The organism is Flavobacterium ardleyense (assembly GCF_042686085.1).
GTDB lineage: Bacteria > Bacteroidota > Bacteroidia > Flavobacteriales > Flavobacteriaceae > Flavobacterium > Flavobacterium ardleyense.
Map to the genome: position 1 here is coordinate 22,148 of NZ_JBHUOL010000023.1, position 23,928 is coordinate 46,075.

Sequence of the window (23,928 nt, forward strand, 5' to 3'; positions counted from 1 at the left end):
TTAATTATTTCAAAAAGTAAGATTCAAAGGTAGTGGAATTTTGTAAATTATCTGTTACCACAATCTTTAAATCGTTCCTACCTTCAACGCATATATTGTCGTCTAAATTGTGTACTAATTTTTTAGTTTTGTAATCATATTCCATCAAAATCCATTTTCCATTTAAATAACCGTTGTAGGTTCCAATATCAGAATGTAAATCTGTTATAGAAACACTAATCGTTTTCTGAGCTCCAATAGCTTTGCCTTCTATAAAATTGACATTAGAAATCCGTGGTGGCGTATTGTCTTGTGCTAATTTAAATTTACCTAAAGATCTAGTTTTTATTGAAAGTGTATTTCCTTTTCTATACGTTTTATTGTATTTCAGTTTATAACCTTCAAGCGATGCAATGTACGTTTTACTCAATTGCTCTTCCGTTAAACCTTCTATATTATTAAACGATATTGTGATATTTTTATGCACGGGAACACTATTGTTGTGCAACGTTAGCGTATCATTTCGAACTTCAAAATTGATATAAAAATTATTGTAAAATGCGTTTTCAGGAATATAAATCGAAACGTTGTCTTTTTCAAAAATGGATTCTGATTTTGCCTTAATAAAGTACGGCGTTTTTTTAATCTGTTTCTTGATTTTAGTTTCTTGATTTGCAAATTCAATCGGAATTATTAATTCGACTTTATTTCCATGAAAATCATAGAGTTCCACTTTGTAAGTATAATTAGAATTCGGTTGCACCCGAATAATTCCATCTTTTTTATTTTTAGAAACAATCGAAAGCGGATAATCACTCAACTGAAATAATTTCTGAACGCGCTGCCCCATATCGTGAAAACGTTCGTAATCAATAAAATTATTAATGTAACGTGATTCATCGAAAGTAAAAGTATCGAACCCATACTGATATTGTAAAACACCATTTAAATAAGTTTTTACTTTATAAAGTCCATTTTTATTATAGCCATTCGTACAAAAATCGTACGCATTGATTCCAAATGCAACACTCCCGTTAGCCTTTACCTTTACACTTAAGTAACTTCCATCGGCTTGTTTTGAAAATGAAATATCAATAGGTTTTTGCGAAGTATTAATCGTAGTAGAATCTATGGGATAAGCGACAACACCTTGAATTACAGGCTTACGTTCGTCCGAAATAATTTTCTTCATCCCGAAGTGCATTGGGTTTATAATTTCTTCTGATTTTGTATCTCTAAATTCAAAATGCAAATGCGGACCACCACTTCCACCCGAATTTCCTGAAAAAGCAATCACATCACCTTTTTTAACAGGTAATTCCGAAGGATATAAAAACATTTCAATCTCATAATTTTTTTCTTGGTAATGCTTTTTCTTGATGTATTCCTGAACAGCACCATTGGCTTTTTGCAAATGCCCATAAACCGAAGTATAGCCATTTGGATGCGTCACATAAATTGCTTTTCCGTATCCAAAAGTTGAAATTTTAATCCGAGAAACGTAACCATCTGCCGAAGCATAAACAGGTAAACCTTCAACACCTTTGGTTTTCATATCTAAGCCGGAATGAAAATGATTGCCTCTTAATTCGCCAAAAGATCCAGATAAATCAATAGGGATATCTAAAGGCGATTGAAAGTAATCTTGCGGATAATCTTGGCTAAAAATAAAAAGGGGAAAGCACAAAAAGGCAATTAAAAATCTCATTTTTTCTCTGTTTAACGCTAAAATAATAAAAAAAATTGAGTTAATGTAAATAAAAACATGTGCATAAATAAATTACTATAAATCAACGAATTACAAGAGCTAAAAATTTAATTACAAAATTTACTAAAAACTATTGTGTTTTTTCAATACTAATGTTAACTTTGTGACTTATTGAAATGAAATGTATCATTAATGAACGGATTATCTGAATTAATTGATTCTCTAGAAGTTAAATTCTTTAAGCTCAATCAGAAATTGGTTCAGTTACAAAAGAAAAATCTAGAGCTACAAGAAGAACTGTTGGTTTCGAGAAGAACACAACAGAACCAATCTGATGAGATTGCTTCTTTGGAAGGTCAATTAGATACTCTAAAAATGGTCAATTCGTTATTAGGCAGTGAAGAAAACAAAAGAGAAACAAAACTCAAAATAAATTCATTAATCCGTGAAATCGATTATTGTATAGCCCAACTTTCTGATTAGAAAGAATATGACTGAAAAACTGAAAATAAAAATATCAATTGCAGACCGAGTATATCCGCTAACCGTAGATATGGCTCAGGAAGAAGGACTTAGAAGTGCCTCAAAAAAAATTGATGCGATGATGAAACAGTTTGAACAAAGCTATGCGGTTAGAGACAAGCAAGATGTTTTAGCTATGTGTGCGTTGCAATTCGCTTCGCAAGTAGAGCAAAAACAAATTTCTGGATCACAAGATAATGAAATAGCTATTACCAGATTGCAAAATTTGGATAAGAAATTGAGCGAGTTACTCTCGAAATAAATACGTTCTTACAAGACAATCAAGATACTGCCTACATTAGTAACTATTTGGTAAACTCAACACTAACAAATTAAACGAGTGAATCTTTGCAACTATAACAAGCCCTTAAGTGGGAAGTTTGAACTGCGAGTTAGCTCAAATCTTGTATAACGGAGTTTATACAAACTTCTAATGTAGGCTTTTTTTATATAATTTTTTTAAACATAACATGGAAATACTAATTGGAATAATTGCAATAATAATCGGAATAGGAGTCGGATTTGGGATTGCTAAATTTTTAGAAAAAAATAATGCTTCTGCATTAATAAAAAGAGCTAAAAGGGATGCAGCTTCAATATTAAAAGACGCTAAAACCGATGCTGAAACTACTAAAAAAGAGAAAATTCTTCAAGCTAAAGAAAAGTTTTTAGAATTAAAATCAGAACACGAGCAAGTGATTTTAGCCCGTGATAAAAAAACAGCTGAGGCCGAAAAAAGAACACGCGATAAGGAATCACAAATTTCTAGTGAATTAGCAAAAGCTAAAAAATCTAATGATGAATCAGAAGCTAAAATCGAAGATTACAACACAAGATTAGAGCTTTTAGATAAAAAGCAACAAGAAACAGATCGCTTACACAAAAGTCAAGTAGAACAGTTAGAAGTTATTTCTGGATTGTCTGCAGAAGATGCGAAAAATCAGTTAGTGGAGAGCATGAAAGCTGAAGCTAAGACAAACGCTATGTCTTTTATTCAAGATACGCTTGAAGAAGCAAAACTGACGGCACAACAAGAAGCTAAGAAAATTATAATTACCACAATTCAACGTGTAGGAACAGAAGAAGCAGTAGAAAATTGTGTATCTGTTTTCAACATTGAATCGGATGATGTAAAAGGTAGAATTATTGGTAGAGAAGGTCGTAATATTAGAGCTTTAGAAGCTGCTACTGGAGTTGAAATCATTGTTGATGATACACCAGAAGCGATCATCTTATCTTGTTTTGACCCAGTTAGAAGAGAAATTGCTCGTTTAGCATTACATAAATTAGTAACTGACGGACGTATTCATCCAGCACGTATTGAAGAAGTTGTAGCTAAAACTGCTAAGCAAATAGACGAAGAAATTATTGAAACTGGAAAACGTACCGTAATCGATTTAGGAATTCACGGTTTACATCCAGAATTAATTAAGGTAGTGGGAAGAATGAAATATCGTTCTTCATACGGTCAAAACTTATTGCAACACTCAAGAGAGGTTTCTAAACTTTGTGGTATAATGGCCGCTGAACTTGGATTGAATGTTAAATTAGCCAAAAGAGCTGGTTTATTACATGATATCGGAAAAGTACCAGATACTGAAAGTGAATTGCCTCACGCAATTTTAGGAATGCAATGGGCTGAAAAATATGGTGAAAAAGAAGAAGTTTGCAATGCAATTGGAGCTCACCATGATGAAATTGAAATGAAATATTTAATTTCACCACTTATTCAAGTTTGTGATGCTATTTCTGGAGCAAGACCTGGAGCAAGAAGACAAATATTAGATTCTTACATCCAACGTTTAAAAGATTTAGAAGAAATTGCATTTGGATTTAACGGTGTTAAAAATGCCTACGCTATTCAAGCAGGTAGAGAATTACGTGTAATTGTAGAAAGTGAAAAAGTATCTGACGATGCTGCTGCAAACTTATCATTTGACATCTCACAGAAAATCCAAACAGAAATGACTTATCCTGGTCAAGTTAAGATTACAGTTATCCGCGAAACTAGAGCAGTTAATATCGCAAAATAATCGGAATTATTATATACAAAAAAGAGGCTTGTAAAATTACAAGCCTCTTTTTTATTTCTTAAAATATACTTTAAAGGTAGTTCCAACATTTGGTTTACTTTCCACCTCAATCTTCCCTCCCATCGTTTCTATTTGGTTCTTGGTAATATATAAACCAACACCTCTAGAATCTTCATAATCGTGAAACGTTTTATACAGCCCGAAAATCAAATCCTGATATTTATCCATATCTATACCAATTCCGTTGTCCGAAACTTTCAAAACATAGAAATCATCGTTTTCTTCTAAGTTAAACGCGATCTTAGCAACATCTTTACTCTCATCTGAATATTTTATAGCATTTGTAACTAAATTAAGCAAAATGCTTTCTAAATAGGCAGGAATACAATTTACCAAAGCAGCTAATTGCACATTATTCTCAATATGTATTTGCTTATTCCTTATGTCTTCATTTAGTATAAACAGCATTCGCTCAATATAATCGAACAGATTTAAGGATTCATATTCTTTATTTGTTTGCGTATGCACTTTAACCAAATCATTCAAGTTTTCAATGGTTTCATTTAGCTCTTTAGAAACAATATTTATATGTTCTAAAGCTTCTTCTTGCGTAAAACTTCCATCTGCATTCAGATCTAAAAGCGACTTAATATTCCCAGCATGCGTCCTCAAATTATGAGATACAATATGGGCAAAATTTAATAATTTATTATTTTGAACATTGACAATTTCAAGCATTTTCAATAATTCTTGCTCCTTTTCTTTTTGAGCCGAAATATCGGTGTGCGTTCCTGCTATTCTAAGCGGTTTTCCATCTTCGGCGCGCTCAATTACTTTTCCTCGATCTAAAATCCATTTATAACTACCATTACACAAAACACGATGACACGTTTCATAAAAAGGTATTTTATTCTCAAAATGCAAATTGATATTTCCATAATATTCTGCGCGATCATCCGGATGCACTCTTTCATCCCACTCTTCTGGAGAAGCCACCAAATCAGATTCGGTAAGCCCTAAAATTTTCATTGATTCTGAAGAATAATACACTTTATTAGTTGCCATGTCCCAATCCCAAACACCGCGATCTGATGCTTGAACTGCAAAATGATAACGCTCATCTGCTACACGAAGTTGTATTTCTTGTTCTTTAATAGTGGTAATATCCGAAAGCAAGCCGTAAAAAATTGTTTCTTCATTATCACCTTCTTTTGGAGTGGCTTCAATTCGCAACCATTTATAACTGCTATCTGGTAAAAGAAAGCGGAAATCAACTTCCCATTTGCTTTTTGTGCTAACGGCATTGTCGAATGTGTTTTTGAATAATTCTAAATCACTTTCATAAATTCTATACTTCGCAAAAGTATGAGAATCTTCAAGAATTTCTTCAATAGAAAACTGATATAAAAACTCAATCGGCTTAGATATAAAATCCAAATGAATTTCCCTTGCAGCCGTGACTCTTATCTGAAATATGATATTAGGAAGTTGCTTAATTAAACTTTCGTATAATTTATTTAAATCTTCGGGTCTTTTCGTTGTGAAAATCATTCGTTTTGGGGTATTACCTTTGAATAGTTGCCCGAAACATCAGGAACTTAGCAAAAATACTAAAAATAGATTGTTAAATCTGTTAATACGCAAAAGAAATGTATACTTATTTTCTTGGATGAAATTGATGTAAAACCTGCGCCAAATGCTTTCGATCCAAATGCATATACACCTCTGTAGTAGTAATCGATTCGTGTCCTAACATGAGTTGAATTGAACGCAAATCAGCACCATTTTCTAATAAGTGAGTCGCAAACGAATGTCTAAAAGTATGAGGACTTATCGTTTTATTTAAATTAATACTGCTTGCAAGATTTTTAATGATCGTAAAAATCATTGCACGTGATAATTGTTTACCTCTTCTATTTAAAAATAAAGTATCTTCAAATCCCTTTTGAACTGCAATGTGCGCACGAATTTGATTTACATAAGTAGCGACATATTTAATTGTACTATCTCCCACAGGCACAAAACGCTGTTTATTTCCTTTTCCAGTAACTTTTACGAAACCTTCTTCAAAGAATAAATCTGAAATTTTTAAGGTAATCAATTCTGAGACCCTCAAACCACAGCTGTATAACGTTTCTAGCATTGCCTTGTTTCGCTCACCCTCGGGAGTTGACAAATCAATAGCAGCAATTAAAGCATCGATTTCTGAGGTCGCTAAAGTATCTGGTAATTTACGTCCTGTTTTTGGGACTTCAATTAGTTCTAAAGGAGTTTCTTTCCGATAATCTTCGAAAATTAAAAAATTAAAGAAACTTTTTAAGCCAGAAATTAATCGGGATTGACTTCTAGGGTTTACTTTTGATGCCATTTCATAAATAAACTGTTGCATCACTTCTTCCGAAATGTGAATTGGAGAAACTTGAATGTCTTTTTGAACCAAAAAAGAAACTAGTTTCTCAATATCAAAAGTATAATTTTCAATAGTGTTTTTAGACAACCCGCGTTCTAACCGCAAGTAAATTTGATATTCTTTAATATAGGATTGCCATGTATTCATGCTCCAAATATAGCAAATATTGAGCAAAAAAAATCCCACTCGAAAGCAGGATTATTTTTATGTATGATCAATTATAGTTTAAACACACCACCTACATTAAATGAGCTGTGAATGTTTTTAAGCGAATAAGGACTATCCTTTGCTACTTCAGAAAGACCGGCCATACCTTGATAGTCAACTAAGATGCTGAATTTGTCAGTAACTTCAATTTTATATCCAATTCCGTATGATAAGCCAAATTGAGTAGATTTTAATTGATTTTTAAAATCAACGCCATTTACTTTTGCTCCTGTTAAAAATCCTAAACTTGGTCCAAAATTAAGATTCCATTTTTTTGTGGATCCAAAATGCCAATTTGCATTTAATGGAATAGTCACATAATTTAACTTCTCCTCGTAATTAGATAATACTTTCGAGCCCATTGTTTGAAAATGTAATCCCGAACGAAGACTCCAAGTATTGTTAAAAAAGTAATCCGCACCAACTCCAAATGTAACGCTTGATAAAGTAGAATTTTGCAAATTCTCTTCTCCATAATAGTTACTACTAGCATATCCAATCTGTGGTATTAACTCAATAGTTCCTTTATCTCTTGACTGCGCACTTGCAAAAGCAACAGCAAAAAGAGCTACTGCCGAAAACAAAATATTTTTCATGTTTCTTTTTAAAAATTAAAAGCAAATATAACTAGAAAAATTTCACTTTAATAAATAATTATAAGAAAAAATCCCGCTCAAAACAGGATGATTGACTTATAAAAATATTGAATTAGAATCTAAAACCTAATCCTAATTGGAAAACAGAATTTTTAACATTGTCAGATCCTTCACCTAAATCTCCGAATTCAGTTAAACCTGCTTGATATCTCACATTAGCAAAAATAACATTTGTAAAATCATAATTCATTCCTAAACCTAAACCAAAATCTGTTGACTTAATTCGATTTTTAAAATTTTCCGACTCTGATCCATAACCTGCAAACTTAACTTTCAGATTAGCTCTCGTTAGAAATCCTACATACGGGCCAGCCTCTAACGAGAAATTCTTAGCTACTTCATATTTAAACATTAGTGGAATATTAATATATTCAAATTTTAAGGTTGCTTCAATATCAAAATTAATAGCTGATTCTTTAGATTTTGCACCTTGAGTTGAATACAAAATTTCAGGTTGAAATATTAATTTTTCAGTTATCGGAATTTCAGCAAAAAAACCAACATTAAAACCGACATACATGAAGCTATCATCAGCATCCTCTCCAACAAAAGTTGCAAAATTGACACCTACTTTCGCACCAAACCTTAAGTCTGGTATTTTTTTTTGCATTGCCCTGCGCGTTTAAACTTCCAAAACTTGCAAACATAACTACTGCAACTACTATTTTTTTGATTGTAATTAAATTTAAAAAAAAATCAAATAAAGCAAATACTATGGCTATATTCAAAAAAAAATCCCACTCGAAAGCAGGATTTTTAACTTATAAAATTTTCGAATTAGAATCTATAATTAAATCCTAAGTTTACAGAACCTAAAGTCGCCCCATCTGCAGCAATTCCTTTATAACCCGCGTAAACGCTAAATTCTGAAACCTGAAAACCTACTTTTGGTTGGTATAAAAATCCACCATCACTATTACTTGGCGCTACTGCAATTGCATATCCTAAATCCGCACCTAAGAAAATATTTTCAGTTAATAAAAACTGAGCCGTTGCATAAACAGGTACAAAACTTGCATCTTCGATAAAAGATTCTTTTCCTGTGTAAAGTGTATAACCAGAACCGATACCTGCATCAAATTTATCAGAAATTGCCCATGTGTAAGTAGCATCTAAACCAATGTTAAATGAGTAAACATCTTTAGCATCTCCCATAGGCAAACCTACGTGTGCTCCTGCTTTAAACTTTCCTTCTTGTGCGTTAGCAAAACCAAAAACTAATAATGCTGCTACAGCTAATAAACCCTTTTTCATGTTTTTCTTTGTTTTAAAGTTATACACAAAGATAAACAATTTTCAATTCATAACAGTAAAATAAGCACAAATTGCAGTTACTGCAAAAACAAAAATCCCGCACTAAGCGGGAGATTATAGCGTACTAAAATTGAACTTTAAAATAAATAACCTACTGATAACTGCAAAACGCCATTACTTACTTTATAATCGCCAGCATTATTTGAAATGTTATTTAAACCTAAGTTATAACGGAGTGATGCCGAAATATTATCGGTAAAATAAAACCCTACCCCAAGATTCGCACCGAAATCGATTGCTTTATAACGATCTATTACATCTTCTCTATCTAATACCGTAGAGCCAGCCTCAACATCATTAATAATTATCGTGACTTTAGCGGTTTGGTTTGCACTTAAAAGGAATCCAATCTGCGGGCCTGTTTCGATATAAAATCTATCTGAAACATAATACTTCAGCATTAAGGGAATATTTAAATATTCTAAATTATGTCTGCCTTTTAATACAGTAATACGATCCCCTCCAATTGGTCTTGGTCTCCTCATTCTATTTGCAGATTCAAATTCAGAACCTTGAGTAGAAAATAAGATTTCTGGCTGAAATGCAAATTTATGATTCATTGTAATTTCTACAACTCCTCCAACATGGAATTCTATAATAGATTTTGCACCTTCCATGTCTCCTGTTAAATTAGCGCTATTTAAACCCGCTTTTAATCCGTATTCAACGTATTGAGCATTTGAGAACTCAAATACACACACTGCTATTGCAGTAAAAAAGATTTTTTTAATTTTTAAATTTAAATTTATAGAAAATATTGATAATTATAATTTTAAAAAACACTCAATTTTTAGTGACAAACAATTTTAAACTGAAAAATCCCGCTCGAAAGCGGGATTTTTTGCTTTATATTTTCTAAAGACTAGAAGTGTAAAGTAAGATTAACAGAAGCAATTCCTACATTTCCTAATTGAAAAGCAGAACCTTTTCCTCCATCAGCTGAATTTGATCCTGCAGCAGTCGTTGTTGTAGTTTTAGATTTTCCTTGTAAATCAAATCCTAAACCATAAGTGTATTGAGCACCGATAGCAAATTTAGGGAAAATAAAATATTCTGCCCCTACAAATCCTTGAACACCAATACCTAAACCTAAACCAGATTTAACCTCTACACTACTTACTAAAGCACTATTAGATATAAAAGTAGTAGTAGTTTCGCTGCTGTTAGATTTTATAGATAACAAAGCATCTGCTCCGTAAAAACCTTGAAGACGCGTATTACCTCTTCTCCACTCTTTTCCTAAACCTGCAGCTAAATCAAATCCTGATTGTTTAACTTCTACTGAATTAGCACCAACTGGATTAGTATCAGTTGTAGATCCAAAGCCTAAATTAGCTACTACTCTGTATGCAGTTTTGTCTGTGATAAACATTTTACCTACAAATGCATTGGTTCTGATATAATCAACACTTGGAGCTGCATTATCAGTTTTTCCGTTGAAAGAATTACCAATGTATTTAAAAATACCATCAGCATTAAAACTAATTGCCCAATCTCCTTCTTCTGGTAAATAGTTTTCACCTTTTTTAGAAACTAATTCTGGAGTTTCGCTACCAATTTCCTGTGCATTAGAAAAACCAAATGCAAAAACTGCAACTGCAGTAAATAAAACTTTTTTCATTTTAAATTTAAATTATAATTTCGTGCAAAGATAATAATTAAACGAATGTTAAAAAACTTAATCGATGAAATGTAAGAAAATACGTTTAAATGAAAAAATCCCGCTCGAAAGCGGGATTTTAAAACTTATTTGATTTACAAATTAGAATTTGTAAACTAAACCTAAATTAAGAGAAGACATGTCAACGTTTAAACCAAACGTGTTTGCAGCTTCAGCTCCAGGAGCATCAGCTTTCTCAGAATTATATCCTAATCCAGCCCATCCTGCTTCAATAGCAAAATTACTGCTTAAGAAATAACTTACACCAACACCTGCATTAACTCCAAATGTATTGTATTTAGACTCTGGACCAACAGCTGGTTCAAATTTTCCAGAACCAAACCCTACAGCTAATTCACCGAATACTGAAAACTGAGAAGCTGGAGTAAAGTAGTAACGTCCGAAAACATTAGCACCGAAAGAACTGTTTTTAGTTTCCGCAACACCGTTGTCATCTGAACCTGAATTAATGTCTAATCTTGCACCTAAAGCAATGTTTTCAGTTACGAAGTAACCAAAAGAAGGTGAGAATGTAATATCGTTAGACTTAGCATCACCTTGTGTAGATGAATCAAAACCTACTGATCCTGAAATAAACACAGATCCTTGAGAGAATCCACTTACTTCTTGTTCTTGTGCATTAGCAAAGCTAAATGCAAATACTGCAACTGCAGTTAATAAAACTTTTTTCATTTTTAGTTTATTTTTAAATTAACGATGCAAATTTAGAGCATTTTATTTGAATAACTAACACTTTTAAATAGGTTATTAACATATTTTTCAACTAAAAACAGCGTATGTTTTGAAAATCAATAACTTACAAAACATCAGTCAGCACGGGCTATTAACATAAGGTAAAGTTAAAAGTTATTAACAATTTGAAAAGAATTTCTTCACAAAACCAAGTCATAAAGAGTTAGAAGGTATTGAAAATGTTAAAGTTAGCAAAAACAACGACTGAATATTCACTTGCATTTTAGTGGTAATAATTGTAGTATAAAAAAATATTTATTACAATTGAACTTTCTATTCTAGAAATTACTATTACAATGTCACAAGTACCTAAATTTGACAGTAAACGTAGTATAATTTCCACCAATTATAAAGGTGAAAATTTAAAAACTTGCGACTTTAAAAGAATTAAATTAAAGTTTTACTAAAACCATTCCATAAAACGAATGGTTTTTTTATTTTTACAAAAAACAAACTGCTATGAAGCTTATTATCATAAATGGCCCCAATCTAAATTTATTAGGAAAAAGAGAGCCGGAAGTATACGGAAACGAAAATTTTGAGTCGTACTTAGAAACATTGGAGAACCAATTTCCATCAGTAGAACTAAGCTTCTACCAAAGTAACATTGAAGGCGAACTCATCAATAAATTACAAGAAGTAGGTTTCTCTTTTGATGGTATTATTTTAAATGCCGGCGCTTATACTCACACTTCCATAGGAATTGCAGATGCTATAAAAGCCATTACAACTCCAGTAATTGAAGTTCACATTTCAAACACCTTTTCTAGAGAATCATTTAGACACCAATCTTATATATCGCCTAATGTAAAAGGAGTAATTATTGGATTTGGCTTACAAAGTTATAAATTAGCACTACAATCTTTCCTGTAATACAACCTTTTCAGAAAAATAAACGTCTATAAAATAAAGACCTCATGATAAAAAAAATATTTTCGTTCGTTGTATTGCTTTCGGCCTTTTCTTTCGCACAAATAAAAGGAACCGTAAAAGACGTGGATGGTAAGCCGTTGCCTTTTGTCAATATCTATATCGAAAACACCTATATAGGAACCACCACTAACGAGTTAGGGAACTATGAAATTCATACCATCGAGAAAAACAATGTACCGTTAATTTTTCAGTATTTGGGCTACAAGACCCAAAAACAAATTATTAACGTAATCAATTTTCCCTACATTTTTGATGTTATGCTTTTAGAAGAAAGTTTTGAATTAAAGGAGATTGTTGTAACAAATTCGGAAAACCCTGCTTATGAGATTATTCGTCAGGCGATTGCTTTCAAAAAGAAAAACGCCGCAAAAACAGATAAATTCGAGGCCGACTTTTATTCGAGAGGTATTTTTAGAGCTAAAGATATTCCCATAAAAGTTATGGGTGTGAAAATTGGTGATATGGATGGTAATCTGGACTCTACAGGAAGTGGAATTATTTACCAATCTGAAACCGTTTCAAAAATAAAATTTGAGAAACCAAACAATTTAAAAGAAGAGATCCTCGCTTCAAAAATCGCAGGTAACGACAAAGGCTTTAGCTACAACACTGCTTTAAGCACCAACTATGATTTTTATGAAAATTATGTGAAATTTGATATTAACATGATTTCTCCCATTGCTAATAATGCGTTGAATTATTACAAGTATAAGCTTGAAGGCACTTTTTATGATGACAAAAATCAATTAATAAATAAGATTTTAGTAACGCCGAAGCGCGACAAAGAACCTGTTTTTGAAGGTTACATCTATATTGTGGAGGATTCATGGGCAATTTATGGAATTGATTTAGATATTAAAGGATATCGAATGCAAGAGCCTATAATTGAAACCATGAAAATAAAGCAGACGTTCAGTTATAATGAAACCAATAAAATTTGGGCTAAAAACATTCAATCGTTAGACTTTATCGCGGGTATTTTCAAAATGAAATTCACTGGAATGTTTACGCATGTATTTTCGAACTACGTATTTAAAGATACTTTCGAAAAAAATACTTTTGGAAAAGAAATTGTAACATTTGCCGAAAACTCTAATAAAAAAGAAAATAGCTACTGGGCCGAGCAACGACCTGTACCGCTAACAGATGAAGAAAGTAACAATTACATTAGAAAAGACAGCATTCAATCTGTGAGACAGTCTCAAGTGTATTTAGATTCAATTGATGCTAAAGGAAATAAATTCAAGGTGTTTGACGTGCTTTCGGGATATACTTACAATGATAGCTACAAAAAGTGGTCTTTTAAATACGATGGTTTAATAAATATAGGTTCGTTTGGTTTCAACACTGTTCAGGGTTGGAATTTAGACAGCGGTTTTTCATTCAGAACAAGAAACGAAGAAACGGGACAATATACTTTAATATCCTCTACTTTTAATTACGGTTTGTCCGAAGATCGACTTCGTGTAAATGGACGTATTTACCACCGATTCAACAATATTAATGACGCTTATATTTCGGCTACAGGTGGAAGTGCCGTTAGTCAAATCAATGCAAATGATCCAATTCTTAAAATTGTAAATACAATATCAACAATTTATTTCAAGAATAATTACATGAAATTGTACAATAAGGAATTTGCTGAAATAAGTGGTGGAAAAGAAGTTACAAATGGCATATTTGCTACAGGAAAAGTGCTTTTTGAAAATCGTAACGCATTACTTAATACCACAAATCACAAGCTTTTCAAAAACAAACGCGACTATGTTTCAAATGATCCTTTGCAACCTGATAATTTTAGTTCTGTTCCTTTTGATAAGCATCAAATTATGAAAGCAAGTATAGGAGCACGCATCCGTTTTGGACAAAAATACATATCTCGACCAGATGGTAAAATAAATATTCAAAATAGAAAATATCCTACTTTGAATTTAAATTATGAAAAAGCTTTTGGCGCTTCAGACAGTAAATATGAATATGATTTTATTAGTGGCGCTGTAGATTATAACAAAACAATTGGCAACAAAGGAGATTTCGGATTTAGATTACAAGCCGGAAAATTCTTCAATGCGAAAGATATTTCGTTCGTAGATTACAAACATTTTAACGGAAATCAAACCCATCTTAACTTGTTGATGAGTTCTTTAAATTCATTTAATTTATTGCCTTATTACACACAATCGACAAATGACGCTTACGTGGAAACACATGTGGAACATAATTTCAACGGTTACATTATGAATAAAATTCCGTTGCTAAATAAATTACAGTGGAATCTAATTGGAGGTTTTCACCAAATCAACGTTCCGGAAAGAAAACCATACCAGGAATACACAGTTGGATTTGATAATATTGGTTGGGGAAAATTCCGTTTCTTACGCGTTGATTATGTGAGAAGCTATCAAGACGGTTTCCAAGGCGATGGCGTTATGTTTGGAATTAAGTTTTAAATAAAGTAAATCCGACTTCAAAAATAAGATCAACTTCAAACGCAAACTCAAGAAAAAAATCAAGAACTTTTTTCAATTGAAAGAATAAAAGTAATAGGAAGATTAAAATTGGGAAGTAACTTTACTTTAGTATAAAAAACAACTTAAAGCGCTGTCGAAGTCAATCTTTGTCAGCGTTTTTTTTATTTTATAAACACATCGTATCCAAAACGGATTAAAGCTATTCCAACGACTATTAAAAAGAAAACACGAATGAATCCATTTCCTTTTGATATTGCTAATCTTGCACCAACCCAAGAACCCATTGCATTGCAAAATGCCATAGGAATTGCTATTGCCCAAATGATTTTACCCTTCAATACAAATAATGTAATTGAACCGAAATTTGTCGCCAAGTTTACTAATTTTGCGTTAGCCGAAGCTTGCATGAAATCGAATCCTAGAAAGGCGATAAAAGCCATAATTAACAAACTTCCAGTTCCAGGCCCGATGAATCCGTCATAAAATCCAATAACTATACTGATGATTATTGCATAGATATATTGCTTCTTCATACTTAAATTACTCGATTGAAATTGGCCGAAATCCTTCTTAAAATAAGTATAAACTAGAAGCAAAATTAAAATTACGAAAAGCAACGGTTTCATAAAGTCATTTTGCGTCACGTTCAGCAAACTCGAACCGAGGTAAGCAAATGTGAAAGACACAATTGCCATTACGACAAATAGTTTCCAATTTATTTTTACTTGTTTCAGGTATTGATAAGAAGCGATACTTGTGCCACTAAACGCCGGAATTTTCAAAGTTCCAATAATCGATGCCACACTTTGTGCGGGTAATAAAATCAGTGCAGCTGGAGTTTGAATTAAGCCTCCACCACCAACAATAGCATCGATAAAACCAGCTACAAATGAAGCGATGCAAAGTAAGATTATTATATAAGTTTCCATTGTTTATTTAATAAAAACCCCAATTTACTGTTGTAAATTGGGGTTGACTTATTTATAAGGTATATATTCGTCTTTCCATTTTCTATTAATTATTCCAGCAAACTTTCCGTCAGTGTTTATCCAAATTCTTACTTCGTTTAGAAAATCATTTCGTTCAAAATTTGCTTTATAGCGATAGATCAAACTGTTACCTGCGTAAGTATCATCGATAATTTCAATAAGTTCCATATCGATGAATTTTCCATTTCTTTCATCCAGAACATCGCAGGTTTTTTGCATTTCTTCCAATGAAAGTTTTGAAAGACTCTCTGTAACTTCTTTTGTACTTAATTGAACAAACTGTCTTGTTTTGCATGTTTCTAAATTTCGCTTTCCAAAATTGTAAACTCTTTGTTTTTCATTTTTAGAAACTAAATTCAATGGCATATTCCGATAAGATGTTTTGCAGGAAACTAATAAAACTAAAACAAGAATACTAACAAATTGCTTCATTAAATTCTCACGATATTAGCGCCGATTGCACGAAGTCTTTCGTCAATTCGTTCATAACCTCTATCAATTTGTTCTATATTTTGAATTGTGCTTGTCCCTTTTGCAGTTAAAGCAGCGATTAATAATGAGATTCCTGCTCTAATATCTGGAGAACTCATTGTTGTAGCTTTCAATTCTGATTGGAAATCATGTCCCATTACCACAGCTCTGTGTGGATCACACAACATAATTTTTGCTCCCATATCAATTAGCTTATCCACGAAGAACAAACGGCTTTCAAACATCTTTTGATGAATTAAAACGTCACCTTTAGCTTGGGTACAAATAACTAAAACTATACTTAATAAATCAGGTGTAAATCCTGGCCAAGGTGCATCTGACACGGTTAAAATAGAACCGTCGATGTCTGTTTTTATTTCGTATCCATCCGTATGAGCAGGAATATAAATATCGTCGCCTCTTCGTTCTAAAGTAATTCCTAATTTTCTAAATACACTTGGTATTTGACCTAGGTTGTCCCAACTAACATCTTTAATTGTAATTTCACTCTTAGTCATTGCCGCTAAGCCAATCCACGAACCAATTTCAACCATATCTGGTAAAATTCTATGTTCGCAACCGCCTAAGCTTTCAACGCCTTCAATCACTAATAAGTTCGAACCTACGCCAGAAATCTTCGCACCCATTGAGTTTAACATTTTGCATAATTGTTGCAAATAAGGCTCACAGGCTGCATTGTAAATTGTTGTTGTGCCTTCTGCTAAAACAGCAGCCATCACAATATTCGCGGTTCCAGTAACCGATGCTTCGTCTAACAACATATACGCACCTTTTAATCTTCCGTCTATTTCTACACCATAAAAATGGTCTTCTCGCTCGTATCTAAATTTCGCACCTAAATTGATAAAACCTTCAAAATGAGTATCTAATCTTCTACGTCCAATTTTATCACCACCAGGTTTTGGAATATAACCACAACCAAAACGTGCCAATAACGGACCTACAATCATTATAGAGCCTCTCAAACTTCCCCCTTCTTTTTTGAAAGCTTCCGTTTTTAAGTATTCGATATTTACGTCATCAGCCTGAAACGTATAATCTCCAGGACCATTTTTTTGAATTTTTACACCTAAATTCCCTAACAAACCAATTAATTTATTAACGTCTATAATGTCAGGAATATTTGTAACGCGTACTTTTTCAGAAGTCAATAAAACCGGACACAATACTTGTAATGCTTCATTTTTAGCACCTTGAGGAGTAATTTCTCCTTTTAATGATTTGCCGCCTTCAATTTGAAATGTCCCCATGTATTATTTATTTTTTGAATGTACTTTTTGTATTTTTATTTAAAGGAGTTTTTCCGTTAGTGCTTTTCTTCTGAATTCCAGGTTTTGCCGCACCAAACTGCGTTTTATTAGACACTTTCTTATTGACTTTCATCAAATCGTGTGTATTTAAAAGCTCTTCGTTTGAATTAGTAAGATTAAATTTACCTTCAGAAAGTTCTAATAGGTGTCCAAAAATCACTTCATCAGCCACTGTATCTTTGTTCCAACTTAGATAACTTTTCTTCATGTGATTTGCGATTACTAACACTAATGCGTTTTTCAAATCACTATCTTCCCAACTGTTCGCTACATCAATCATGTACTTGATGTTATTTCCGTAAAAACGATATTTTGGAAAGTTTTGCGGATAATTTAAACGCTCTGGTTTCTGGGTTAAAATATCTTTTGAAGGAATAGGATAAGGCGAATCAACGTCTAATCGAAAATCAGACATTATGAACAACTGATCCCAAAGTTTATGCTGAAAATCTGGCACATCTCGTAAGTGGGGATTCAATGCGCCCATTACTGAAATGATGTATTTTGCGGCTTTATTTCGCATTTCTTTATCTTCAATTTCAGTTGCCTGATCAATCAGTTTCTGCAAATGTCTTCCATATTCTGGAATGATCAAATGAGTACGTTGCGAATTATATTCTAAATAACTTACTTGGTCTTGCATGCTTTTTTTTTATAATGAAATAATGCCTTCTATCACAGAAATGGCAACATATTTATCAATTACACTTTGTGCGTTCGGCATATTCACACTAATAGAAACACTGGTGAATTTTCCTGTTTTTGATTGTTGAGTACTGATAACAGCTCCCATATCGTTAAATTCCGCTTCTAATTTAGCGACATTGTGACTATCCGACGGTAAGATAAATTTATACAAATACTCTGAAGGCCAATCTGTTGAACTCGTTAATTGTTCTTTTAATCGGATGTAAAATTCTTCTGTTTTCTTGTCCATATCTCCAATCTTAATTAAAAAGCAAATATACTTTTTTAAGTTCAGAAAATATATTGTTCTAACTTATAAAATTTAAAAGTTGATTAGATTTCTAAAAAAACTTACTTTTGCGCCTTATAATTTCAGATATGAGTAAAGAAATTGTCGTTTTGATCGGCGGACCCAGTTCAGGAAAGACAACTTTAATTGAAGCACTTAAAGAGAAAGGCAACACCTGTTATCCTGAAGTTTCTCGTGAAGTAATTAAGGAAGCGCAAGAGCAAGGCATTGCCCAATTGTTTCTTGAAAACCCCTTGTTATTTAGTGAATTACTTTTAGAAGGCCGAAAAAAACAATTTCATTCCGCTCAAAATGAATCCAGTTCCTTAGTGTTTTTAGACCGAGGAATTCCAGATGTTTTGGCTTATATGCATTATATCGGCGACTCCTACCCTGCTTTTTTTGATCAAGCTTGCAAAGACCACAAATACACTTCTATCTTTGTTTTACCACCTTGGCAAGACATTTATGTGAGCGATGCCGAACGTTATGAAAATTATGAACAAGCCGTTTTAATTCACAAACATTTACTCGAAACCTATCAAAAATATGGGTATTCAATTATTGAAGTGCCGCGAGATACGGTGCAAAATCGTGTAGATTTTGTGATGAATCACCTTACTCAATAATTTTTTTTGTACTTTTATTTTTACAAATTAAATAAACATAATGTCTGAAGCCTTATTACTACTTCAAAAACATTGGAAACACGATAGCTTTAGAACGCCTCAAGAGGAAATTATTCAATCTGTTTTAGACGGAAAAGACACCTTTGCATTGTTGCCAACAGGTGGCGGTAAATCGGTTTGTTTTCAGATTCCAGCCTTACTTTTAAATGGAATTTGCCTAGTAGTTTCGCCTTTAATTGCTTTGATGAAAGACCAAGTCCAAAATCTACAAAGTAAAAACATAAGAGCGATTGCATTAACCGGTGGGATTTCACAAGATGAAGTAAGTGCTATTTTAGACAATTGTCAGTTTGGAAATTATAAATTTTTATATCTTTCACCAGAACGCTTGCAGCACGACTGGATTGTAGAACGTTTAAAACAATTACCTATAAACCTCATTGCAATTGACGAAGCTCATTGTGTAAGTCAATGGGGACATGATTTTAGACCTGCTTATTTGAAAATTTCAGGTCTTAAAGTAGCCTTTCCAAAAGTTCCTTTTTTAGCGTTAACCGCAACGGCTACAAAGCGTGTTCAAGAAGATATTTGCACAAATTTAGCCTTAGAAAACCCAGTTTTTTTCACAAAATCGTTTACGCGCGATAACCTAGCATATCATGTGATTAAAACAGAAGATAAACTGTTTAAAATCCAACAGATTCTAAAGAAAAATCCGCAGTCAGCTATTATATACGTCCGCAATCGTAAATCGTGCATTGAAACATCGCAACAGTTAAATCAATTGGGCTTTAAAAGCACCTATTATCACGGCGGATTGCCTTCTAAGGAAAAAGAGAAAAATATGCAATCTTGGCTGGAAAATAAAGTCCAAGTTATGATTGCCACCAATGCATTTGGAATGGGAATTGACAAACCGGATGTTAAAACGGTTATTCACATTCAATTGCCCGAAAATCTTGAAAATTATTATCAAGAAGCTGGAAGAGCCGGAAGAAATGGCGAAAAAGCATTTGGAATCATCTTAACCAATTCCACCGACATTGGTCATACAAAGAGTCAATTTATAGATGTTTTACCCGATAAAAAATTCGTGAAAGATGTTTATGTAAAATTGAATAATTATTTTCAAATTGGTTACGGGGAAGGATTTAACGAAAGTTATGCTTTTAATATCAATGAGTTTTGTTCGCGTTATAGTTTGTCGATTGTAAAGGCATTTAACAGCTTGCAATTTTTAGAACGCCAAGGCATTCTACTTTTTCAGAACGAATCTACAGAAAAAGTGAGTTTACAATTCATTATCCCTAGTAAAGAAATGATTCGTTATATTAGTTTGAATCCGCAAGACGAACCAATTATCACTACGATACTTCGGACATATTCTGGTATATTTGACGTAGAAACAAAGATAAATCCGAATTTAATTGCAAAGAAATCTGGAAGTACAGAAGCAGCCGTTATCAAAACCATTGAGCGGTTAGAAGAAAGTCATTGTATTGTTTTACACGCGAAAAACAACGACAGTTGCATTACTTTTAATGAAGTTAGAGAAGATGATTTAACCATAAATCGCGTTGCTAAATTCTTAGCGCATCAAAACGAACTAAAGCAAAATCAATTTCAAAGTGTAATCGATTACATTTCGAACGAAGACACATGCAAAAACAACTTATTATTAGCTTATTTTGACGAAGAAACGACAGCAGATTGTGGTATTTGCTCTTATTGCATCTCGAAAAGAAAAAGCAATCCGGTTGAAAACACCACCTTAATTCTTCAGGCGTTAGGAAAAAGCAATTTATCCTCTCGAGAAATCGAAAATAACCTTCAAATTTCTTCGGAAGCACTTATCTTTGCTTTGCAATTGCTTTTGGAGCACCATAAAATTGCTATAAATTCAAACAATAAATATTACTTATTATAATGGAAAAGCTTAGAATTGTATTCATGGGAACGCCAGATTTTGCTGTTGGAATTCTGGATACCATTTACCAAAATAACTATGAAATTGTTGGTGTAATTACAGCTCCTGACAAACCGGCGGGACGCGGTCAAAAAGTAAGTACCAGCGCAGTTAAAGAATATGCGGTTTCAAAAAACTTACATCTCTTACAACCAACCAATTTAAAATCTGAAGATTTCTTAGCCGAATTAAAAAGCTTAAATGCCAATTTACATGTTGTGGTCGCTTTTAGAATGTTGCCCGAAGTAGTTTGGAAAATGCCAAAATTAGGTACATTTAATTTACACGCTTCCTTATTACCTGAATATCGAGGTGCCGCACCTATTAATTGGGCCATAATCAATGGCGAAACTAAAACAGGTGTTACTACTTTCTTTATTGATGACAAAATTGACACAGGTGCAATGATTATGAGTAAAGAGCTGTTTATTGGTGATGAAGAATCTGCCGGTGAACTTCACGATAGACTGATGCACTTAGGAAGTGACGCGGTTGTCGAAACTTTGCAATTGATTGAAACCGGAAAAGCAAGCACAACAATTCAGGCCGAAAACGATGAGATTAAAACAGCTTACAAATTAAATAAAGAAAACTGTAAAATAGATTGGTCACAATCAGGAAAAATGATTTTTGATCAAATTCGCGGTTTGTCACCCTACCCAGCCGCTTGGACGTTTATAAAAGATGGCGAAAACGAATGGAATGTAAAGATTTACGCTGCGAGTTTTGAGGCAAAAGAGCATGATGAGCTTGTTGGAAAAATTTCGACCACTAAAAAAGAGATTTTCATTGCCACTAAAGACGGAATCTTAAAAATAGTAAGTTTACAATTTCCTGGAAAGAAAAGAATGTTAGCACATGAACTCTTAAACGGAATCAGCTTTTCAGAAAATACTATAGCGCTGTAAGCCCTGAAAACGCTGATATTAAGCACAAAAATTGAAAAACCAAACAATGTTATTAACATTTAGGCTATTTTATTAACATTTTGACCGAAAAAGCGCTGAAATACTTGTGTAGTTCAGTTATACCTCTAATTTTGTAATAAATAATTAAGTTTAACCAATTATAAATAACTTTTAATCATGAACAAATCAGAATTAATCGATGCAATGGCAGCTTCTGCTGGAATTACTAAAGCAGCTGCTAAATTAGCTTTAGAATCATTTTTAAGCAATGTTGAAGGGACTTTAGCTAAAGGCGGAAGAGTATCTTTAGTAGGTTTCGGATCTTGGTCAGTATCTAACAGAGCTGCAAGAGACGGTAGAAACCCTCAAACTGGAGCAACTATCCAAATTGCTGCTAAAAATGTAGTAAAATTCAAAGCTGGTGCTGAATTAGAAGGAGCAGTAAACAAATAATATTTATTTACTATACAGTATAAAAATCCCGAATATTTCGGGATTTTTTTGTTTTTAGAAGATTTATCTTGAATTTGTAAAGTTTTTTTTATAACTTTATTTTATAAAACGACAGCAACATGATATCTACTTTACCAAAAAAAGGTCACTTACTCATAGCTGAGCCTACTATATTAGGCGATGTTTCATTTAATCGCTCTGTGATTTTGTTAGCAGAACACAGCGGAGAAGGTTCTATTGGATTTATATTAAATAAGCCATTAAACTATACAATTAATGATTTGCTTCCTGAAATTGAAGCCTCTTTTGTAATTTATAATGGTGGACCTGTTGAACAGGATAATTTATATTTCATTCATACCATTCCGGATGTAATTCCTGATAGTGTTGAAATATCCAATGGGATTTTTTGGGGTGGCGATTTTGAAACAGCTAAACAGCTGATAAACGAAGGGAAAATTACGAAAGACAGTATTCGCTTCTTCCTAGGCTACAGCGGATGGAGTGCCAATCAATTAGAAACCGAAATGCAAGAAAACGCATGGATCGTTACAGAAAACACGCTACGAGGCAAATTACTATCAAAAGCAAGCAACTTGTTTTGGAAGGAAAAAATTATTGAACAAGGTGGCGAGTATATTTTATTCTCTAATGCGCCGGAAAACCCAGCACTTAACTAAGTCTTATCTTAGCGTTTAATTTGATTAGTACTTGTTTAGAAAAATCTGAAGTAAATTCTTTCTTCCTGTACTTTGTTATAGGTTGAATTCCGGAAATTACATTGGTTAGAAATAACTCGTCTGCTTTTTGCAAATCAAATGGAGAAATCGAAGCTTCTTTTAGCTCTACCCCTTCTGTTTTCTTCAACAGTTCAATTACTTGCTTTCTCATAATTCCATTCAAGCAACCATCTGAAACAGGTGGTGTCGTAATTACATTACCCATCTTCATAAATAAATTGCTTTGTAAAGCTTCAACAACATTTTTATCATTGTTTAAGACCAAGCAATTATCGTAATCATTTTCTTTAGCAAAAATACTTCCAGTAATACGAAGCATTTTATTATTTGTTTTTAAAGTTGAAAGCAAGTGCTTTGTGATAAAAAAATCTTTATACAATTCAACTTCGTAAATTTCTTTCCCAATTTTGTATAAATCATTTTCCAAAGGACGAGCAACAATTATAAATTCTACGTCATTAGAAACCGGACTGTAAAAGCCATCCGAATTTCTATAAACCGAAAAACGAACTCTATAAGAATTAGATTTTGGCAAAGAAGAAACTAAATTTAAAATCTGTTCTTCAATGAATTCCATTGTAAAACTCATTGGAATTTCCATTCTACAAATGCGCATTGAAGCCATCAATCTAAAGTAGTGATCTTCTAAAAACAAAACTTTATTATCAAGCACTTTGATCGTTTCAAAAACTGAATCGCCATATAAAAAACCTCTATTAGATTCTACTAAAACAGCGCTATTTTCCTGAATATTTCCGTTATAATTTACCATAAAAAAATCCCGATTAAAAACCGGGACAAATATACTCTTTATAATTT

Annotated in this window: 25 protein-coding genes; 10 read left to right on the top strand and 15 right to left on the bottom strand. The window is 32.8% G+C overall.

Annotated elements, in window-relative coordinates:
* Positions 1–4: 4 nt before the first annotated feature.
* Positions 5–1,687 (bottom strand): M23 family metallopeptidase, encoded by a 1,683-nt coding sequence (locus ACFSX9_RS15615; protein ID WP_379809376.1) that lies wholly within the window; start codon positions 1,685–1,687, stop codon positions 5–7.
* A gap of 192 nt (positions 1,688–1,879) precedes the next feature.
* Between ACFSX9_RS15615 and ACFSX9_RS15620 the strand changes: the two genes are divergently transcribed.
* From ACFSX9_RS15620 to rny, 3 genes are all read left to right on the top strand, one after another.
* On the top strand, positions 1,880–2,170 hold the full coding sequence (locus tag ACFSX9_RS15620) for a hypothetical protein (RefSeq protein ID WP_379809378.1): 291 nt from the start codon (positions 1,880–1,882) through the stop codon (positions 2,168–2,170).
* Positions 2,171–2,177: 7 nt separating this feature from the next.
* Positions 2,178–2,471, top strand: coding sequence for a cell division protein ZapA (locus tag ACFSX9_RS15625; protein ID WP_379809380.1), 294 nt, complete (start codon positions 2,178–2,180; stop codon positions 2,469–2,471).
* Positions 2,472–2,679: 208 nt separating this feature from the next.
* Positions 2,680–4,242 (top strand): ribonuclease Y, encoded by a 1,563-nt coding sequence (gene rny / locus ACFSX9_RS15630; protein WP_379809382.1) that lies wholly within the window; start codon positions 2,680–2,682, stop codon positions 4,240–4,242.
* A gap of 51 nt (positions 4,243–4,293) precedes the next feature.
* On the opposite strand, the gene ACFSX9_RS15635 is transcribed toward rny, so the two are convergent.
* The 8 genes from ACFSX9_RS15635 to ACFSX9_RS15670 form a co-directional block, all read right to left on the bottom strand.
* On the bottom strand, positions 4,294–5,793 hold the full coding sequence (locus ACFSX9_RS15635) for a sensor histidine kinase (RefSeq protein ID WP_379809384.1): 1,500 nt from the start codon (positions 5,791–5,793) through the stop codon (positions 4,294–4,296).
* A 106-nt stretch (positions 5,794–5,899) separates the two neighbouring features.
* Positions 5,900–6,799 carry a site-specific tyrosine recombinase XerD gene (gene xerD, locus ACFSX9_RS15640; protein WP_379809386.1) on the bottom strand — a complete coding sequence of 300 codons (900 nt, stop codon included), beginning with the start codon at positions 6,797–6,799 and terminating at the stop codon, positions 5,900–5,902.
* A 71-nt stretch (positions 6,800–6,870) separates the two neighbouring features.
* Positions 6,871–7,455, bottom strand: a complete 585-nt coding sequence (locus ACFSX9_RS15645) for a porin family protein (protein ID WP_379809388.1) — start codon at positions 7,453–7,455, stop codon at positions 6,871–6,873.
* A gap of 112 nt (positions 7,456–7,567) precedes the next feature.
* Positions 7,568–8,125 (bottom strand): porin family protein, encoded by a 558-nt coding sequence (locus tag ACFSX9_RS15650; protein WP_379809390.1) that lies wholly within the window; start codon positions 8,123–8,125, stop codon positions 7,568–7,570.
* A gap of 167 nt (positions 8,126–8,292) precedes the next feature.
* On the bottom strand, positions 8,293–8,769 hold the full coding sequence (locus ACFSX9_RS15655) for a hypothetical protein (RefSeq protein WP_379809392.1): 477 nt from the start codon (positions 8,767–8,769) through the stop codon (positions 8,293–8,295).
* 137 nt (positions 8,770–8,906) lie between these two features.
* On the bottom strand, positions 8,907–9,530 hold the full coding sequence (locus tag ACFSX9_RS15660) for a porin family protein (protein ID WP_379809394.1): 624 nt from the start codon (positions 9,528–9,530) through the stop codon (positions 8,907–8,909).
* A gap of 161 nt (positions 9,531–9,691) precedes the next feature.
* Positions 9,692–10,450, bottom strand: coding sequence for a hypothetical protein (locus ACFSX9_RS15665; RefSeq protein WP_379809396.1), 759 nt, complete (start codon positions 10,448–10,450; stop codon positions 9,692–9,694).
* A gap of 141 nt (positions 10,451–10,591) precedes the next feature.
* Complete coding sequence (locus ACFSX9_RS15670) at positions 10,592–11,182, bottom strand: outer membrane beta-barrel protein (protein ID WP_379809398.1); 591 nt, start codon at positions 11,180–11,182, stop codon at positions 10,592–10,594.
* Between the two features lie 519 nt (positions 11,183–11,701).
* Here ACFSX9_RS15670 and aroQ point away from each other — a divergent pair.
* Positions 11,702–12,115: a type II 3-dehydroquinate dehydratase gene (gene aroQ / locus ACFSX9_RS15675; protein ID WP_379809400.1), complete on the top strand. Its 414-nt coding sequence runs from the start codon at positions 11,702–11,704 to the stop codon at positions 12,113–12,115.
* Positions 12,116–12,159: 44 nt separating this feature from the next.
* Positions 12,160–14,625 (top strand): DUF5686 and carboxypeptidase regulatory-like domain-containing protein, encoded by a 2,466-nt coding sequence (locus ACFSX9_RS15680; RefSeq protein ID WP_379809402.1) that lies wholly within the window; start codon positions 12,160–12,162, stop codon positions 14,623–14,625.
* A 182-nt stretch (positions 14,626–14,807) separates the two neighbouring features.
* Here the strand turns inward: ACFSX9_RS15680 and ACFSX9_RS15685 are convergent, their stop codons facing one another.
* The 5 genes from ACFSX9_RS15685 to ACFSX9_RS15705 form a co-directional block, all read right to left on the bottom strand.
* Complete coding sequence (locus ACFSX9_RS15685) at positions 14,808–15,575, bottom strand: sulfite exporter TauE/SafE family protein (RefSeq protein ID WP_379809404.1); 768 nt, start codon at positions 15,573–15,575, stop codon at positions 14,808–14,810.
* 48 nt (positions 15,576–15,623) lie between these two features.
* Positions 15,624–16,001: a hypothetical protein gene (locus ACFSX9_RS15690; protein ID WP_379809406.1), complete on the bottom strand. Its 378-nt coding sequence runs from the start codon at positions 15,999–16,001 to the stop codon at positions 15,624–15,626.
* Between the two features lie 65 nt (positions 16,002–16,066).
* Positions 16,067–17,377 carry a UDP-N-acetylglucosamine 1-carboxyvinyltransferase gene (gene murA, locus ACFSX9_RS15695; RefSeq protein WP_379809408.1) on the bottom strand — a complete coding sequence of 437 codons (1,311 nt, stop codon included), beginning with the start codon at positions 17,375–17,377 and terminating at the stop codon, positions 16,067–16,069.
* A gap of 7 nt (positions 17,378–17,384) precedes the next feature.
* A complete protein-coding gene (locus ACFSX9_RS15700) occupies positions 17,385–18,080 on the bottom strand; it encodes a DUF4290 domain-containing protein (protein ID WP_379809410.1) in 696 nt (231 codons plus the stop codon).
* Positions 18,081–18,089: 9 nt separating this feature from the next.
* Positions 18,090–18,374 carry a DUF493 domain-containing protein gene (locus ACFSX9_RS15705; protein WP_379809412.1) on the bottom strand — a complete coding sequence of 95 codons (285 nt, stop codon included), beginning with the start codon at positions 18,372–18,374 and terminating at the stop codon, positions 18,090–18,092.
* Between the two features lie 128 nt (positions 18,375–18,502).
* On the opposite strand from ACFSX9_RS15705, the gene ACFSX9_RS15710 reads away from it, so the two are divergent.
* The 5 genes from ACFSX9_RS15710 to ACFSX9_RS15730 all read left to right on the top strand — a co-directional run bounded on the left by ACFSX9_RS15710 (position 18,503) and on the right by ACFSX9_RS15730 (position 23,049).
* Positions 18,503–19,042 (top strand): AAA family ATPase, encoded by a 540-nt coding sequence (locus ACFSX9_RS15710; RefSeq protein ID WP_379809414.1) that lies wholly within the window; start codon positions 18,503–18,505, stop codon positions 19,040–19,042.
* Between the two features lie 40 nt (positions 19,043–19,082).
* On the top strand, positions 19,083–20,969 hold the full coding sequence (locus ACFSX9_RS15715) for a RecQ family ATP-dependent DNA helicase (protein ID WP_379809416.1): 1,887 nt from the start codon (positions 19,083–19,085) through the stop codon (positions 20,967–20,969).
* Positions 20,969–21,916, top strand: coding sequence for a methionyl-tRNA formyltransferase (gene fmt / locus ACFSX9_RS15720; protein WP_379809418.1), 948 nt, complete (start codon positions 20,969–20,971; stop codon positions 21,914–21,916). The genes ACFSX9_RS15715 and fmt overlap by 1 nt, the downstream gene beginning before the upstream one ends.
* 177 nt (positions 21,917–22,093) lie before the next feature.
* On the top strand, positions 22,094–22,369 hold the full coding sequence (locus ACFSX9_RS15725) for an HU family DNA-binding protein (protein ID WP_379809420.1): 276 nt from the start codon (positions 22,094–22,096) through the stop codon (positions 22,367–22,369).
* Between the two features lie 119 nt (positions 22,370–22,488).
* On the top strand, positions 22,489–23,049 hold the full coding sequence (locus tag ACFSX9_RS15730; RefSeq protein WP_379809422.1) for a YqgE/AlgH family protein: 561 nt from the start codon (positions 22,489–22,491) through the stop codon (positions 23,047–23,049).
* Here ACFSX9_RS15730 and ACFSX9_RS15735 read toward each other — a convergent pair.
* Positions 23,042–23,881 (bottom strand): aminotransferase class IV, encoded by an 840-nt coding sequence (locus ACFSX9_RS15735; protein ID WP_379809424.1) that lies wholly within the window; start codon positions 23,879–23,881, stop codon positions 23,042–23,044. The genes ACFSX9_RS15730 and ACFSX9_RS15735 overlap by 8 nt on opposite strands.
* Positions 23,882–23,928: the final 47 nt, after the last annotated feature.

What these genes read in the sequence shown, in the direction of transcription:
- aroQ (WP_379809400.1), top strand. Translation starts at nt 11,702, where the DNA reads ATGAAGCTTATTATCATAAATGGCCCCAATCTAAATTTATTAGGAAAA.
- ACFSX9_RS15635 (WP_379809384.1), bottom strand. Translation starts at nt 5,793, where the DNA reads ATGATTTTCACAACGAAAAGACCCGAAGATTTAAATAAATTATACGAA.
- ACFSX9_RS15625 (WP_379809380.1), top strand. Translation starts at nt 2,178, where the DNA reads ATGACTGAAAAACTGAAAATAAAAATATCAATTGCAGACCGAGTATAT.
- ACFSX9_RS15730 (WP_379809422.1), top strand. Translation starts at nt 22,489, where the DNA reads ATGATATCTACTTTACCAAAAAAAGGTCACTTACTCATAGCTGAGCCT.
- ACFSX9_RS15650 (WP_379809390.1), bottom strand. Translation starts at nt 8,125, where the DNA reads ATGCAAAAAAAAATACCAGACTTAAGGTTTGGTGCGAAAGTAGGTGTC.
- ACFSX9_RS15680 (WP_379809402.1), top strand. Translation starts at nt 12,160, where the DNA reads ATGATAAAAAAAATATTTTCGTTCGTTGTATTGCTTTCGGCCTTTTCT.
- ACFSX9_RS15690 (WP_379809406.1), bottom strand. Translation starts at nt 16,001, where the DNA reads ATGCCATTGAATTTAGTTTCTAAAAATGAAAAACAAAGAGTTTACAAT.
- ACFSX9_RS15715 (WP_379809416.1), top strand. Translation starts at nt 19,083, where the DNA reads ATGTCTGAAGCCTTATTACTACTTCAAAAACATTGGAAACACGATAGC.
- ACFSX9_RS15725 (WP_379809420.1), top strand. Translation starts at nt 22,094, where the DNA reads ATGAACAAATCAGAATTAATCGATGCAATGGCAGCTTCTGCTGGAATT.
- murA (WP_379809408.1), bottom strand. Translation starts at nt 17,377, where the DNA reads ATGGGGACATTTCAAATTGAAGGCGGCAAATCATTAAAAGGAGAAATT.
- fmt (WP_379809418.1), top strand. Translation starts at nt 20,969, where the DNA reads ATGGAAAAGCTTAGAATTGTATTCATGGGAACGCCAGATTTTGCTGTT.
- ACFSX9_RS15655 (WP_379809392.1), bottom strand. Translation starts at nt 8,769, where the DNA reads ATGAAAAAGGGTTTATTAGCTGTAGCAGCATTATTAGTTTTTGGTTTT.
- ACFSX9_RS15645 (WP_379809388.1), bottom strand. Translation starts at nt 7,455, where the DNA reads ATGAAAAATATTTTGTTTTCGGCAGTAGCTCTTTTTGCTGTTGCTTTT.
- ACFSX9_RS15685 (WP_379809404.1), bottom strand. Translation starts at nt 15,575, where the DNA reads ATGGAAACTTATATAATAATCTTACTTTGCATCGCTTCATTTGTAGCT.
- ACFSX9_RS15705 (WP_379809412.1), bottom strand. Translation starts at nt 18,374, where the DNA reads ATGGACAAGAAAACAGAAGAATTTTACATCCGATTAAAAGAACAATTA.
- ACFSX9_RS15665 (WP_379809396.1), bottom strand. Translation starts at nt 10,450, where the DNA reads ATGAAAAAAGTTTTATTTACTGCAGTTGCAGTTTTTGCATTTGGTTTT.
- ACFSX9_RS15620 (WP_379809378.1), top strand. Translation starts at nt 1,880, where the DNA reads ATGAACGGATTATCTGAATTAATTGATTCTCTAGAAGTTAAATTCTTT.
- rny (WP_379809382.1), top strand. Translation starts at nt 2,680, where the DNA reads ATGGAAATACTAATTGGAATAATTGCAATAATAATCGGAATAGGAGTC.
- ACFSX9_RS15615 (WP_379809376.1), bottom strand. Translation starts at nt 1,687, where the DNA reads ATGAGATTTTTAATTGCCTTTTTGTGCTTTCCCCTTTTTATTTTTAGC.
- xerD (WP_379809386.1), bottom strand. Translation starts at nt 6,799, where the DNA reads ATGAATACATGGCAATCCTATATTAAAGAATATCAAATTTACTTGCGG.
- ACFSX9_RS15700 (WP_379809410.1), bottom strand. Translation starts at nt 18,080, where the DNA reads ATGCAAGACCAAGTAAGTTATTTAGAATATAATTCGCAACGTACTCAT.
- ACFSX9_RS15735 (WP_379809424.1), bottom strand. Translation starts at nt 23,881, where the DNA reads ATGGTAAATTATAACGGAAATATTCAGGAAAATAGCGCTGTTTTAGTA.
- ACFSX9_RS15710 (WP_379809414.1), top strand. Translation starts at nt 18,503, where the DNA reads ATGAGTAAAGAAATTGTCGTTTTGATCGGCGGACCCAGTTCAGGAAAG.
- ACFSX9_RS15670 (WP_379809398.1), bottom strand. Translation starts at nt 11,182, where the DNA reads ATGAAAAAAGTTTTATTAACTGCAGTTGCAGTATTTGCATTTAGCTTT.